Origin of the sequence: Pseudomonas sp. CFBP 8770, assembly GCF_014841705.1 — a bacterium.
GTDB lineage: Bacteria > Pseudomonadota > Gammaproteobacteria > Pseudomonadales > Pseudomonadaceae > Aquipseudomonas.
Window position 1 is genome coordinate 84,410 of sequence record NZ_JACYUL010000002.1, and the last position, 12,112, is coordinate 96,521.

Consider the following 12,112-nt stretch of genomic DNA (forward strand, 5'->3'; position numbering starts at 1 on the left):
GGCCATGCCCCGAGCGCTCTCCTTGGCGCAGTGTTGCCGGGCAGGGCAGGTGAACCGCTGGTCACGGTTTCAAGATTTTCAGGGGGCCAGCCGATGGTTCGCACCGGCCGTACCCGTCACTCGTAAAACAAAGCCCACTGCAATGCAGTGGGCTTTGTGGGGGTGTTGCCAGGCTTACTGGGCGGCTTCGGTCTTGGGTTTGCCGAAATGCCACTCGTAGACCACGAACTGGAAGTTCTTCAGGTCGCCCTTGGCGTCATAGCTCAGTTCACCCATTGGGGTCTTGAAGGTACCGGCGTGGATGGCCTCGGCCACTTTGTCGGTGTCTTCGCTCTTGGCGGCGGTGATGCCGTCGGCAATCACTTGCACGGCCGAGTACGACGGGTAGACGAACGGACCGCTCGGGTCTTGCTTCTTGTCCTGGAATGCCTTGGTCAGCGCGATGTTTTCAGGATCCTTGTCGAAAGACTTGGGCAAGGTGACCAGCAGGCCTTCGGAGGCTTCGCCTGCGATCTGCGAGATGGAATCGTTGCCTACGCCTTCAGGACCCATGAACTTGGCGTTCAGGCCTTTCTCCTTGGACTGGCGCAGGATCTGACCCAGCTCGGGGTGGTAGCCGCCGTAGTAGACGAAGTCGACGTTGGCTTGCTTGAGCTTGGCGATCAGCGATGAAAAATCCTTGTCGCCGGCGTTGATGCCTTCGAACACGGCGACTTTCACGCCCTTGCCTTCAAGCGTGGTCTTGACCGCGGTGGCAATGCCTTCGCCGTACTGCTGCTTGTCGTGGACGACGGCAACGATCTTGGGTTTGACCACATCGGCGATGTAGTTGCCGGCGGCAGGCCCCTGGGCGCTGTCCAGGCCGATGGTACGGAATACCAGCTTCTTGCCCTTGGCGGTGATGTCGGGGCTGGTGGCCGCCGGGGTCACCATGATGATGCCTTCGTCTTCGTAGACATCGGATGCCGGCTGGGCGGAACTGGAGCACAGGTGACCTACGACGAACTTGACGCCGTCATTGACCACTTTGTTGGCCACCGCAACGGCCTGCTTGGGATCGCAGGCGTCGTCGTATTCGACGGCTACGAGTTGCTTGCCGTCGACGCCGCCCTTGGCGTTGATCTGCTCGATGGCCATCTTCGCGCCGTTGAACTGCATGACGCCGTATTCGGCGACCGGGCCGGTCTTGGGCCCGGCAATGCCGATCTTGATGGTGTCGGCTGCCATCGAATGGCTGGCGACGCCGGCCAGAACCAGAGCGGCAAACAGTTTGGAAATCTGCTTATTCATTAGTGCTCCATTTTTGCGTTGTAGTTTTTATAGTCCTGGCCGAACAGGCGACGGACCGAATCTTGGCCACACTCACCGCTTTACCCCTTCGGCGAGCCATGGCAGACGACATCCGAATCTGCACCCGACAACTGTACCGGTACAGTGTAGAGCGCCGGTTTGCCGGTTGGAAAGCTGGCGTTTGCAGCGAAAGCGATCGGTTGTCGCTAAATCGACATAAAGTTATAGATTCAAGTACATGCCGGTGTCGGGCCAGACGAGAAATGCCGGTTTGCCGGGGCAAAACGCGACCCTTTATATTGCAACCGGGTTTTTCCAGGCAACTCGGACCGTTATCATGACGCCGATTTTTTCCTGACGGTGAAACCCATGACTGCAAACGCTAGCACCCTCTATGCCAAATTGCTTGGCGAGACCGCGATTATCGAATGGCAGGCGTTGCAGCCCTTCTTTGCCAAGGGTGCCCTGTTGTGGGTCGATCCTGCGCTGGATTTGATCACCGTAGGGCAGGCATTGGCCGAAGACGCGCACGCCGAGGTAGCCCAGTGGCTCGCTGATGGAAAGGTCGAGAAGCTGTCTGCGCCGCGGGCCTTGGATTTCTGCGAACGCGATCCGACACTGTGGGCAGTGGTGGTGTCGCCGTGGGTAGTGATCCAGGAGCGGGCATCGAGCTGATCTGCGCACTGCAGTGGTGCAAGATCACTGCGTGATGCACGACGGCGCACGGGCACCGATCGCTTTCGACGATAAACACCGGTGTTCGAGCGCGCGTCGGCGACACGGTCAGTAACAATCAGGGTCAATCCGTAACGCCTTCCCGCGCAGCGTTGGCCCGCGCGGGAAGGCAACCGTCAGCCGGCTACCAGTACCCGAATGGCTTCCAGGCGCAGTGCGGCCTTGTCGAGCATCGCCAGGCCGTCTTCACGCTGTTTGCGCAGGGCTACCAGTTCGCTGTCGCGCACGGTCGGGTTGACCGCCTGCAGCGCCGTCAACCGTGCCAACTCTTCTTCCGTTTCGGCGGCCAGGCGATGCTGTGCCTGTGCAACGCGTTCGGCATGCCGTGGCGCGATCTTGCTTTCGCCGGCGGTGATGCGCGGTGCAAGCACATCGCGCTGAGCCTGGATGAACTTGTTGGCGCTGGCCTTGGGGACGCTTTCGAGCTGGTCGTTGAGGGTTTCGAACGACACCCTCGAGGCCAGGTCGTTGCCGTTGGTGTCGAGCAGGCAGCGCAGCGCGGCGGGCGGCAGGTAACGCCCCATCTGCAGCGAGCGCGGCGCCACCACTTCGCTGACGTAGAGCAGCTCCAGCAGCACGGTGCCGGGCTTGAGCGCCTTGTTCTTGATCAGCGCCACGGCGGTGTTGCCCATCGAGCCCGCCAGTACCAGATCCATGCCGCCCTGCACCATGGGGTGCTCCCAGGTGATGAACTGCATGTCCTCGCGCGACAACGCCTGCTCGCGGTCGTAGGTGATGGTCACGCCTTCGTCGTCGCCGAGCGGAAAGCTGGCATCCAGCATCTTCTCGCTGGGACGCAGGATCAGCGCATTGTCGGAATGGTCTTCGCTGTCGATGCCGAAGGCGTCGAAGAGGGTTTCCATGTAGATCGGCAGGGCGAATTGATCGTCCTGCTCTTCGATGGCAGCCACCAGGGCCTGACCTTCGCCGTCGCCCCCGGAGTTGAGCTCCAGCAGCCGGTCACGCCCGGTATGCAGCTCGCTTTCCAGTGACTCGCGGCGGCTGCGTGCCTCATCGATCAGCGCTTGCCATTCGCCGTCGTCGGCGTTTTCCAGCATCGGCAGCAGGCGCGGGCCGAATTGGTGCTGCAGCGCGTTACCGGTAGGGCAGGTGTTGAGAAAGGCGTTGAGCGCGTTGTGGTACCACTGGAACAGACGCTCCTGCGGACTGTTTTCCAGGTACGGCACATGCAGCTCGATGATGTGCTTCTGGCCGATTCGGTCAAGACGGCCGATGCGCTGCTCGAGCAGGTCGGGGTGGGCGGGCAGGTCGAACAGCACCAGATGGTGAGCGAACTGGAAGTTGCGCCCCTCACTGCCGATCTCCGAACAGATCAGCACCTGCGCGCCGAATTCTTCGTCGGCGAAGTAGGCCGCTGCGCGGTCCCGCTCCAGGATGCTCATGCCTTCGTGGAACACCGTGGCGAGCGTGCCGGAGCGCACGCGCAAGGCGTCTTCCAGGTCCATCGCGGTTTCGGCGTGGGCGCAGATGACCAGCACCTTGGTGCGCTTGAGCATCTTGAGCGTGTCGATCAGCCATTCCACCCGCGGGTCGAAGCGCCACCAGCGCTCGGCATCACTGTCCTCGGCGTGGGCCTGGAAACCGACTTCCGGGTACAGCTCGGCGTGTTCGCCCAGCGGCAACTCCAGGTAAGCGTCCGGGCACGGCAGTGGGTAAGGGTGCAGCTTGCGTTCGGGGAAGCCCTGCACGGCGGCGCGGGTATTGCGGAACAATACGCGCCCGGTGCCGTGGCGATCGAGCAATTCGCGGATCAGGCGTGGGCCGGCTTCTTCGTCACCCGCATTGACGGCGGCGACCAGCGTGTCGCCCTGCGTACCGAGCAGGCCGTGGATGGTCTGTTGCGCGGTGCTCGACAAGCTGCCCTTGTCGAGCAGTTCCTGCACGGCTTCGGCGACCGGGCGATAGTTTTCGCTTTCGGCGCGGAAGGCCGCCAGGTCGTGGAAGCGGTTCGGATCGAGCAGGCGCAGGCGTGCGAAGTGGCTGTCCTGGCCCAGTTGCTCAGGGGTGGCGGTGAGCAGCAGAACGCCGGGGATGACTTCGGCCAGTTGCTCGACCAGCGAATACTGCGGGCTGGCCTTCTCCTCGTGCCACACCAGGTGATGGGCCTCGTCGACCACCAGCAGGTCCCAGCCGGCCGCGAACAACGCATCCTGGGCCTTTTCATCTTCGGTCAGCCATTCCAGCGAGACCAGCGCCAGTTGCGCGTCCTCGAAGGGGTTGCTGGCATCGCTTTCGATGAAGCGCTCGGCATCGAACAGGGCCACCTGCAGGTTGAAGCGCCGGCGCATTTCCACCAGCCATTGGTGCTGCAGGTTTTCCGGGACCAGGATCAGCACGCGGCTGGCTCGCCCGGAGAGCAGTTGGCGATGAATCACCAGGCCGGCTTCGATGGTCTTGCCCAGGCCCACTTCGTCGGCCAGCAATACGCGCGGGGCGATGCGGTCGGCGACTTCGCGGGCGATGTGCAGCTGGTGCGCGATGGGTTGCGCACGCACGCCGCCCAGGCCCCACAGCGAGGACTGCAACTGCTTGCTGGTGTGTTCCAGGGTGTTGTAGCGCAGCGAAAACCACGGCAGCGGGTCGATCTGGCCGGCGAACAGGCGGTCGCTGGCCAAACGGAACTGGATGAAGTTGGACAGCTGGGTTTCAGGCAGCGTGCGTTGCTCGTTCTGTGCATTGAGGCCGTGATAGACCAGCAGGCCGTCGGCATCGTCGACCTCGCGCACGGTCAGTTTCCAACCTTCGAAGTGAGTGATCACATCGCCGGGAGAAAAGCGCACGCGCGTCAACGGAGCATTGCGCAATGCGTACTGGCGGGTTTCGCCGGTGGCCGGGTAGAGCACGGTGAGCAAGCGACCGTCCTGGGCCAGGACGGTGCCCAGGCCGAGTTCCGCTTCGCTGTCGCTGATCCAGCGTTGCCCCGGTTGATACTGCTGCGCCATGCTGCCTGTCTCCCGCTTTTGAAAAGGCGCTGATTCTAACGGATTGGGGGGCGCAGGGCCAAAGGTATGCTGAATAATCTGGGCGCCGCGCGCCGAAGCCGCAGACCGGCCCCGGCGGGCGAGCAAATCCAATCTGCCGGTGTCCGGGCAGACGCGTTAGGATAGCCGCCTGTTTTGCTCAGTCTTTGATCGGGAGTAGCCATGAGCACCGTGAATCGTGCAGCGGTGGAAGCCGTCCTTCGCCAGTACACCGACCCCTATATGAACCAGGACCCTGTCAGTGCCGGGTGCGTGCAGGCCATCGATATCGATGGCGCGCAGGTGCAGGTACGCTTGCAGTTGGGGTATGCCGCCGGCCTGTTCAAGAATGGTTGGGCCCAGGTACTGCAGACGGCCATCGAAAACATAGAAGGGGTCGATCGCGCCCATGTGCAGATCGACTGTGTAGTGCAGGCGCACAAGGCGCAGGCGCAGGTTCCGGGCCTTGCCAACGTCAAGAATGTAGTGGCCGTGGCATCGGGCAAGGGTGGAGTCGGCAAGTCCACCACTGCCGCCAACCTGGCCCTGGCCCTGGCTCGTGAAGGCGCCCGGGTGGGCATTCTCGATGCCGACATCTATGGCCCCAGCCAGGGCGTGATGTTCGGCATCGCCGAAGGCACCCGACCCAAGGTCAAGGATCAGAAATGGTTCGTGCCTATCCAGGCGCATGGTGTGCAAGTGATGTCGATGGCCTTCCTCACCGATGACAACACTCCGATGGTGTGGCGTGGTCCGATGGTCTCCGGCGCACTGTTGCAGCTGGTCACCCAGACTGCCTGGGACGATCTCGATTATCTGGTCATCGACATGCCGCCGGGCACTGGCGACATCCAGCTGACCCTGGCCCAGAAGGTACCGGTGGCGGGTGCGGTGATCGTGACCACGCCTCAAGACCTGGCGTTGCTGGACGCCCGCAAGGGTGTCGAGATGTTCCGCAAGGTGCACATTCCCGTGCTCGGTGTGGTCGAGAACATGGCCGTGCACATCTGCTCCAACTGCGGTCATGCCGAGCATCTTTTCGGTGAAGGCGGCGGCGAGAAGCTGGCATCGCAGTATGGCGTGGAGCTGCTGGCATCGCTGCCGTTGTCGATGCTGATCCGCGAACAGGCCGATGGTGGCAAGCCAACGGCGGCGGCCGAGCCAGAGAGCCAGATCGCCATGGTCTACCAGGAGCTGGCGCGGCATGTCGGTGCGCGGATCGTGTTGCAGGAAGCCAGTGCGCAGGCGATGCCCAGCATTACCATCAGCGACGACTGAACGGTCAACGCAAGCGAGAGGCGGTGCGCAGGGCGCCCGCCGTTACCAGCATCTGAAAAGGTCAAACGGCAGGCATAAAAAAACCCCGCCGGTGAGGGCGGGGTTCTTCAGAAGCTGTTCAGCTCAAGTTATACGACTTGAACTTCTTCAGCTTGCATGCCTTTCTGACCGCGGGTAGCGATGAAAGAGACCTGCTGGCCTTCTTTCAGGCTTTTGAAGCCGTCAGCCTGGATGGCTTTGAAGTGTACGAACAGGTCGTCACCGGATTGTGGAGTGATGAAGCCGAAGCCTTTTTCATCGTTGAACCACTTGACGGTACCGGTTTGGCGATTGGACATGGTGTATCTCCTTGAACAAAGTTAACTGCGGTTCGGGAAAAGCCCTGGCCGAGACTGAGTGCAAAGAGCAGGAAAATTCATGAAGATGTTGGACATCGGGTAGAGATTCTCAGTGACACAAGCAACACAGTGGCGCCACCTTAACCCTTTTTCAGGAACGTGCCAATGGTCTTTGCAGGGTTTCTTGCAAATAGTGCTCGGCGGCGATGCGCAGTCCGGCGGCAGGTTCGCCGAGCCATGGGCGAGGCAGTCTTTGAACCGCGGCGCGAGGCCCGGTAAGATGCCCTTCGAACTTTATTCACCTCGCTATTCAGGACACCCGCCATGAGCATCAAATCGGACAAGTGGATTCGCCGCATGGCGCAAGAGCACGGCATGATCGAACCCTACGTCGAACGCCAGGTGCGCGGCGAGGGCGCAGATCGGGTGATTTCCTTCGGGGTGTCCAGCTACGGCTACGACGTGCGCTGCGCCGATGAATTCAAGGTGTTCACCAACATCAATTCGGCCACCGTCGACCCGAAGAACTTCGACGAGAAAAGCTTCGTCGACATCAAGAGCGACGTCTGCATCATTCCGCCCAACTCCTTTGCCCTGGCGCGCACGGTCGAGTACTTCCGCATTCCACGCAACGTGCTGACCATTTGCCTGGGCAAAAGCACCTACGCGCGCTGCGGCATCATCGTCAACGTCACGCCGCTGGAGCCTGAATGGGAAGGGCATGTAACCCTGGAGTTCTCCAACACCACCACGCTGCCGGCCAAGATCTACGCGAATGAAGGGGTGGCGCAGATGCTGTTCCTGGAGTCCGACGAAGAATGCGAGGTGTCCTACAAGGACCGTGGCGGAAAATATCAGGGCCAGCGCGGCGTAACCCTGCCACGCACCTGATGCTGCCAGACGCGTGAAAACCCTCCAGGCGAACTAGTTATCGTTTTACCACTCCATATGAGTGACTTGCCCGGTTTACCCACCGTATTCCGGGCCATTGCTCAGGAGTGTCTATGAAAATCGACCCGACTATCAGTGCTCAACTGGCTCAGCTGCAGCCCAACCAGATTGGCCTACTCGCCTGGTCGCTTCTGGCCGATTCCTACGGCCACATGGCCGGCGGCGTACCTGGCCAACCCGATCCCGATACCCCACAACCCACTGAGCCGGGCAGTCCGACCATCCCGGACGAGCCACCGCCCTCGCCTGTGGTCTGATCGCTTACGCGACCTGCCAGACGCCGCCGTCGCCGACCACGTACACACGCTGGTCGGCGTCGCTGTCCATATTGTATCCCCCAGTGAAAGCGCCGAATGCTGGTAGCAGGCTGACTTGTGCTCGCAAAAGGTAACAAGGCAGGCGCAGGCTCTGGCGCCCGCGCCCATGCAGCCGATAGACCGGATGAATGTGCCCGGCCAGCACATGCAGGCGTGAATGCGGATCAGGTTCATGCTGAAGGGAGAACGGGCCCATTTCAAGGGGTTCGGTAACCACCTCGAAGCGCAGTTCGGCAGGTGGGTCGCCTGCGCGCTTGTCGTGGTTGCCACGGATAAGGGTGATGCGCAAATCTGCGACGCCCGCACGCCAGGCGGTCAAGGCGTCCAGCGTGCCAGCCGAATGTGAACCCGGTGCATGAAGGAAGTCGCCGAGAAAGATGAGGTGCTCGGTGGGGTATTTTTCCAGGATTCGATCTATCACCTGGAGGTTGCTGGCCGTGGTGCCGCGGGGTACAGGCTGGCCCAGCTTGCGGTAGGCTGCCGCCTTGCCGAAGTGCGCATCGGCAATCAACAGCGCCTTGTGCTCGGGCCAGTAGACCGCTTTTTCTGCCAGCAGCCAAAGCTCGGCGCCTGCCAATTGTACGTTGCAATACTCACTCATCCTGCGGCTTTCTCCAGGTCGCCGACCATGCGGCGTATACGGTCGGCAAGCTTCTCCGAACTCAGGCTTTCACGGAAACGCTCGACCAGCAGTGGGAAACCCAGGGGGGTCGGGCGTTTGACGGCGTGCATATCCAGACGGCGGCTGGCGATCTGTTGCAGTACATGCTCCAGGCGCTGCACTTCGAGTTCCTGTTTCAAGACCTCTTCCTGCGCCTGGGTCAGCAGCAGGTTGCCCGCGTCATATTGCTTGAATACCTGAAAGAACAGACCGCTGGAGGCCTGAACCTGACGGGTGCTTTTCTGCGAGCCAGGATAGCCGCCGAATACCAGCCCGGAGATCCGCGCGATCTCTCGAAAGCGCCGCAGGGCCAGTTCGCCAGCGTTCAGGCTGGCCAGTACATCGCTCAACAGGTTGTGTGCGCTGAGCAGTGCAGGGTCCAGTTGGGTCGCCCAGTCCACTTCGGTGGCGCTGAGCAATTCGAGACCATAGTCGTTGACCGCTATGGAAAAGGTCAGGGGCTGGCGCTGAGCCAGGCGCCAGGCCAGCAGGCTGCCTAGTCCCAGGTGCACCTGGCGACCGCCGAAGGGGTAGATGAACAGGTGCCAGCCTTCGCGCGACTTCAGCGTTTCCGCCAATAACGTGGTTTCGCTGGGCAGCGCCGACCACTGTTGCTGTACTTCCAGCAGCGGGCGCACGGCGCGCATCTCGGGGCTGGCGTACTCACCGCGGGCAGCGGCGCCCAGCTTCGCCACCAGGGCGTCGGCCAGCTCGCCGGACAGTGGCATGCGTCCGCCATTCCAACGCGGCACGGCGGCTTTCTTGGCGGTGCTGCGCTTGACGTAGGCGGTCATGTCCTCGACCCGCACCAGCTCCAGCTGGCGCCCGGCGAACAGAAAGCCGTCGCCCGGCTTGAGACGGGCGATGAAACCCTCTTCGACACTGCCCAGCGAACGGCCGCCACCGCCCTTGCTCCAGTACTTCAACTGCAGGCTGGCATCGCTGACGATGGTGCCGATGCCCATGCGATGACGACGCGCCAGGCGGGCGTCGGGCACACGCCAGAGCCCATGTTCGTCAGGCTCGACTCGACGGTAATCGGGGTAGGCGGTCAAGGAGTGGCCACCGTAGCGCACGAACGCCAAGGCCCACTGCCATTCATCGTCGGTCAGGTTGCGGTAAGCCCAGGTGGTGCGCACTTCGGCCAGCAATGCGTCGGGCAGGAAACCGCCGCCCAGCGCCATGCTCACCAGATGCTGGACCAGCACGTCCAACGGTTTGTCAGGTGATTCGCGCGGCTCGATGCGTCGCTGCGCAACGGCATCGTGGGCCGCCGCAGCTTCGACCAGTTCCATGCTGTGGGTCGGTACCAGGGTGACCCGCGATGCCCTGCCTGGTGCATGGCCGGAGCGGCCGGCACGCTGCATCAAGCGCGCGATGCCCTTCGCCGAGCCGATTTGCAGCACCCGTTCCACCGGCAGGAAGTCCACCCCCAGGTCCAGGCTCGAGGTGCACACCACCGCCTTGAGCTGGCCTTGCTTGAGGGCTCGCTCGACCCACTCGCGCACTTCCCGCGACAGCGAGCTGTGGTGCAGGGCGATGATGCCCGCCCAGTCCGGGCGCGCATCCAGAATGGCCTGGAACCAGATTTCCGACTGTGCACGGGTGTTGGTGAATATCAGGCAACTGTTGCTGCTTTCGACCTCGGCGACCACCTGGTCGAGCATGCGCAGGCCCATGTGCCCACCCCAGGGAAAGCGTTCGATGGCCGCCGGCAACAGCGTGTCGACCTCGATCGTCTTTGCCTGCGCACCTTGCACACTGACACTCGGCTGACCGGGTAGCAGCACTTCCTGCGCATGGGCCTGGTTACCCAGGGTGGCGGAGATGCCCCAGACGATGAGCTGCGGGTTCCACTGCCGCAACCGCGCCAATGCCAGCTGCAACTGCACGCCGCGTTTGTTGCCGATGAGTTCGTGCCACTCGTCCACCACCACCATGGCCACGCTGCTCAATTCCTCGCAGGCCTTGTCGCGGGCCAGCAGCAGGGTCAGGCTTTCCGGCGTGGTCACCAGCGCCGAGGGCAGGCGACGCGTTTGTTTGGCGCGATCACTGCTGCTGGTGTCACCGGTGCGCAAGCCCAGGCTCCAGCCGATCTGTAACTCATCCACCGGCACTTGCAGGGCGCGCAGGGTATCGGCGGCCAGCGCGCGCATGGGCGTGATCCACAAGACGGTGAGCGGCGCCATGACCGGCTTGCGCTTGCCTTTGGGGATGACGGGCCCGGCCTTGGCGAAACGTTGCAGGGCGGCGAACCAGACGGCGTAGGTCTTGCCGGCACCGGTGCTGGCGTGAAGCATGCCTGACTCGCCCCGTTTGACGGCAGCCCAGACATCCTTCTGGAAAGGGAAGGCCTTCCATTGACGGCTGGCGAACCAGTGTTTGGCAAAAGCGCTGGAGGTCGGCATGCCGTGGTGGAGTGTCCTGAGATATTTCTAAAAGGACCGCTATGACGCAAGTTGGTTTGATATTTGTACAAAGACGCGTGCGTGTATCAGTATCCGGTCATTTCCAGATAACCTTCGCCGCCGTGGCTGCCGGTCAGGGTCACCGGGCCCTCCCAGTAGGGTGTGCCCACCGCCATCCACGCTTTCGGGTTCAACGCGGTGGTTTGCACATGCAAGCCGTGGCTGGGGATGTCGATGGCCCAGCGCGTGGGTACCTGCCGGCCGGCCACGGTGGTGTCCTGCAACGGGCGCAGGGTGATGCTGCCCGGGGCCAGCGGTGTGCTGCGCCCCTGGGCGTCGATCCAGTTGCCGCTGAGAAAGTCTTGCCCGCCGGCGCCACGCAAGCGAAACACCATCAACTGCTGGCCGTCGTCCAGGTGCAGCGAAAACCAATCCCAACCGGACTGGTCGGCTGCCAGTGGCTGGCTGCTCCATTCCCGGTCAAGCCACGCGCGGCCCTTGACCTGATAGCGCTTGCCGTCGATCTGCAGCTGGCCGGCAGCGGTGAAGAACGGCTGGCTGTAATAATACGAGGCTTGTCCCGCATCGGACTTGCGGCTATAGCCTTGCTCCCCTTGCAGTACCAAAGGGCGCTGGCTGGTCAGGGCCAATTGGTAGGCAAAATGTTCACCGCGGGCCTGCACGTCCATTGCTGCGAGGGGGTTTTCGGCGCCCGGTTGGCTGCGCAGGTGCCAGTCATCGATCCAGGCATTGAACGGCAAAACGGTCACACCGGCTTGGCCGATGCAGCCGCGGGCCAGGGTCTGGGCGCTGTGGTGGTCCGTCGCGGAGGTGAGTCCGGCATGGCCGATCCACAGGTTGCGGTTATCCCAGCCCGGTTCGGTGCTGCCCGGTGCCAGCGCGCTGCGGAACAGGGTCCACTGCACGCCGAAGCGTTGCCCTTGATCGTCTTCGAGGTTGGCGGTCAGGTACCACCACTCGATGCGGAAGTCGGGGTGGGCGCCATGGTCGGCGGGAAACTGGAAGACCTTGCCGGGGGTGACCTGGGCGAAGTCACCGGCCTGGCCACCGAGCCCGGCAAAACCGGCAGGGGGCGGGGTTGGCTCGCAGCCGCTGGCTGCCAGCAGCAGGGCCAGCAGCAGTATCCGGATCA

General features: G+C 62.6%; 10 protein-coding genes. 4 read left to right on the forward strand and 6 right to left on the reverse strand.

Annotated features, from left to right (window positions below):
- Positions 1-174 precede the first annotated feature (174 nt).
- Positions 175-1,290: a branched-chain amino acid ABC transporter substrate-binding protein gene (locus IFT98_RS05235; protein WP_122795051.1), complete on the reverse strand. Its 1,116-nt coding sequence runs from the start codon at positions 1,288-1,290 to the stop codon at positions 175-177.
- A 369-nt stretch (positions 1,291-1,659) separates the two neighbouring features.
- Between IFT98_RS05235 and IFT98_RS05240 the strand changes: the two genes are divergently transcribed.
- Positions 1,660-1,965: a DUF2288 domain-containing protein gene (locus IFT98_RS05240; protein ID WP_192047655.1), complete on the forward strand. Its 306-nt coding sequence runs from the start codon at positions 1,660-1,662 to the stop codon at positions 1,963-1,965.
- 176 nt (positions 1,966-2,141) lie between these two features.
- Here the strand turns inward: IFT98_RS05240 and rapA are convergent, their stop codons facing one another.
- Positions 2,142-4,988, reverse strand: a complete 2,847-nt coding sequence (rapA, locus tag IFT98_RS05245; RefSeq protein WP_192047656.1) for an RNA polymerase-associated protein RapA — start codon at positions 4,986-4,988, stop codon at positions 2,142-2,144.
- Between the two features lie 201 nt (positions 4,989-5,189).
- Between rapA and apbC the strand changes: the two genes are divergently transcribed.
- Positions 5,190-6,284, forward strand: a complete 1,095-nt coding sequence (apbC, locus tag IFT98_RS05250; RefSeq protein WP_192047657.1) for an iron-sulfur cluster carrier protein ApbC — start codon at positions 5,190-5,192, stop codon at positions 6,282-6,284.
- Between the two features lie 128 nt (positions 6,285-6,412).
- On the opposite strand, the gene IFT98_RS05255 is transcribed toward apbC, so the two are convergent.
- Positions 6,413-6,622 carry a cold-shock protein gene (locus IFT98_RS05255; RefSeq protein ID WP_049862192.1) on the reverse strand — a complete coding sequence of 70 codons (210 nt, stop codon included), beginning with the start codon at positions 6,620-6,622 and terminating at the stop codon, positions 6,413-6,415.
- Between the two features lie 324 nt (positions 6,623-6,946).
- Here IFT98_RS05255 and dcd point away from each other — a divergent pair, with 324 nt between their 5' ends.
- Positions 6,947-7,513: a dCTP deaminase gene (gene dcd / locus IFT98_RS05260; RefSeq protein ID WP_043185284.1), complete on the forward strand. Its 567-nt coding sequence runs from the start codon at positions 6,947-6,949 to the stop codon at positions 7,511-7,513.
- A 113-nt stretch (positions 7,514-7,626) separates the two neighbouring features.
- Entirely contained in the window at positions 7,627-7,830 is a 204-nt protein-coding gene (locus IFT98_RS05265) for a hypothetical protein (protein WP_122795046.1), read from the forward strand.
- A gap of 4 nt (positions 7,831-7,834) precedes the next feature.
- Here the strand turns inward: IFT98_RS05265 and pdeM are convergent, their stop codons facing one another.
- The 3 genes from pdeM to IFT98_RS05280 all read right to left on the reverse strand — a co-directional run bounded on the left by pdeM (position 7,835) and on the right by IFT98_RS05280 (position 12,110).
- Entirely contained in the window at positions 7,835-8,491 is a 657-nt protein-coding gene (gene pdeM, locus IFT98_RS05270; protein WP_192047658.1) for a ligase-associated DNA damage response endonuclease PdeM, read from the reverse strand.
- Positions 8,488-10,959, reverse strand: a complete 2,472-nt coding sequence (locus tag IFT98_RS05275) for a ligase-associated DNA damage response DEXH box helicase (RefSeq protein ID WP_192047659.1) — start codon at positions 10,957-10,959, stop codon at positions 8,488-8,490. The genes pdeM and IFT98_RS05275 overlap by 4 nt, the downstream gene beginning before the upstream one ends.
- Before the next feature lie 86 nt (positions 10,960-11,045).
- Complete coding sequence (locus tag IFT98_RS05280) at positions 11,046-12,110, reverse strand: lipocalin-like domain-containing protein (RefSeq protein ID WP_192047901.1); 1,065 nt, start codon at positions 12,108-12,110, stop codon at positions 11,046-11,048.
- Positions 12,111-12,112: the final 2 nt, after the last annotated feature.

Coding starts and splice junctions, on each gene's coding strand:
- IFT98_RS05235 (WP_122795051.1), bottom strand. CDS start 1,290: ATGAATAAGCAGATTTCCAAACTGTTTGCCGCTCTGGTTCTGGCCGGC.
- IFT98_RS05240 (WP_192047655.1), top strand. CDS start 1,660: ATGACTGCAAACGCTAGCACCCTCTATGCCAAATTGCTTGGCGAGACC.
- rapA (WP_192047656.1), bottom strand. CDS start 4,988: ATGGCGCAGCAGTATCAACCGGGGCAACGCTGGATCAGCGACAGCGAA.
- apbC (WP_192047657.1), top strand. CDS start 5,190: ATGAGCACCGTGAATCGTGCAGCGGTGGAAGCCGTCCTTCGCCAGTAC.
- IFT98_RS05255 (WP_049862192.1), bottom strand. CDS start 6,622: ATGTCCAATCGCCAAACCGGTACCGTCAAGTGGTTCAACGATGAAAAA.
- dcd (WP_043185284.1), top strand. CDS start 6,947: ATGAGCATCAAATCGGACAAGTGGATTCGCCGCATGGCGCAAGAGCAC.
- IFT98_RS05265 (WP_122795046.1), top strand. CDS start 7,627: ATGAAAATCGACCCGACTATCAGTGCTCAACTGGCTCAGCTGCAGCCC.
- pdeM (WP_192047658.1), bottom strand. CDS start 8,491: ATGAGTGAGTATTGCAACGTACAATTGGCAGGCGCCGAGCTTTGGCTG.
- IFT98_RS05275 (WP_192047659.1), bottom strand. CDS start 10,959: ATGCCGACCTCCAGCGCTTTTGCCAAACACTGGTTCGCCAGCCGTCAA.